Consider the following 1,704-nt stretch of genomic DNA (forward strand, 5'->3'; position numbering starts at 1 on the left):
TGTGGCTGCCTTCCGGCGCGCGTCATCCAGGACCTGGGCGTCAACCCGTGCTGCTGAGGGGCCAGGGCGGCGGGAACATGACCACTGGCCCGGGCGCCGTGAGCTTGCCCTTCCGCGCGATGGCCCAGTTCATTCCGTTTCGTTGAGCCGCCCCCAGGCCCCTCGTCTCGCGTAGGCCCCCGGCGCGGTCCGCGGCGGGGCGGCCTTGATCATGACTCCTACTTCCGCGGCCGGCCTCGCAGTCAGGCGATCCTGGCCTGACAGGATCAGCGTTGGAAGCCCTGATCACGCGGGCTGCACAAGGCTGTGATCGCTACAGCGACCAGGCCCGGCGCGGCATAACCCGACGGCGCAGCAGGTCCCGTCCGCGCCCGAAGCTGGCAAAATGCCCGCATGAACGCAGACATGGTCTCCTCCGACGGCGGGCCTCAGCCCCGGCCTCAGCCTCAGCCCGCCCCTCAGCCCCGATCGCGGGTGGAGCCCCGGTCCCGCCGGCGCTTCCCGCTTGCGTATGTCTCGGCGGGCGTCGCGGCGCTCTTCTCCGTGCCGCTGCTCGGCGTAGTGCTTAACGTTTTCCGAGAGGGGCAGGGCAATTGGCCGCACCTGGTGTCCACTGTACTGCCGGACTATGTGCTGAACAGCTTGGCGTTAATGTTCGGTGTCGGAGCCGGTGTGGTCATCGGTGGCACCGGCACCGCCTGGCTGGTGGTGATGTGCCGCTTCCCGGGGCGGCGGCTGTTCGAGTGGATGCTGGTGCTGCCGCTGGCCATCCCTGCTTATGTCGTCGCCTATGCCTACACCGACCTCCTGCAACATGCTGGGCCGGTGCAGACGCTGTTGCGTGACCTGACGGGGCTCGGGCCGCGTGATTATTGGTTCCCGAACATCCGCTCCACCGGCGGCGCGATTCTCGTCTTCAGCGCCGTGCTCTATCCCTACGTCTATCTGCTGGCGCGCACGGCCTTCCTGCAGCAGTCCATCTGTGCGCTGGAGGTAGGCCGCACCTTGGGTCGCAGCCCCTGGAGCGCCTTTACGAGCATCGCCTTGCCGCTGGCGCGCCCTGCCATCGTCACCGGCATGGCGCTGGCGCTGATGGAGACGCTCGCGGACTTCGGCACCGTCGCGCATTTCGGCGTACCTACTTTCACCACGGGCATCTATCGCACCTGGTATTCCATGGGGGACCGCGTCGCCGCTGCGCAGCTGGCGAGCGTGCTGCTGGCTTTCGTCTTCGCGCTGCTGGTGCTGGAGCAGTGGAGCCGCTGGCGTGCGCGCTTCCACGAGACCTCCCGGCGCTGGCAGGAGATCGACCCCTACCAGCTGCACGGCTGGCGTGCGTGGCTGGCGACGGCTTTCTGCGCAGGGCCGCTGGTGATCGGCTTCGTCGCGCCGGTGGGGATGCTGCTCTGGATGGCCGCCATCGGCGGCCACGATCCGCTCACGGCGCGATATCTCGAGCTCACCGCCAACAGTGCGACACTCGCCGGCATCACGGCGGTACTGGCGGTGGTGCTGGCGCTGTTCCTGGCCTATGTGGCGCGCATCGAGCGCTCGCCTCTAGCTGCGAGCGCCAATCGGGTCGCGTCCCTTGGCTATGCCATACCCGGCTCGGTGATCGCCGTAGGCATACTTCTCCACGTGGCGACGCCCGACAATGCCACCGAACGACACTCCCGACACACCTCACGCTGACGCCGCGGCCCG

1 protein-coding gene is annotated in these 1,704 nt (G+C 68.3%); it reads left to right on the top strand.

The genetic code is table 11. The features are described 5' to 3' along the window. The first annotated feature begins 474 nt into the window (after nt 1–474). A complete protein-coding gene (locus tag I6U14_RS10140) occupies nt 475–1,692 on the top strand; it encodes an iron ABC transporter permease (RefSeq protein WP_296898997.1) in 1,218 nt (405 codons plus the stop codon). The last annotated feature ends 12 nt before the right edge of the window (nt 1,693–1,704 follow it).

Origin of the sequence: Thiohalocapsa sp., from assembly GCF_019695415.1 — a bacterium.
In the GTDB taxonomy this organism is placed as follows: Bacteria; Pseudomonadota; Gammaproteobacteria; order Chromatiales; family Chromatiaceae; genus Thiohalocapsa.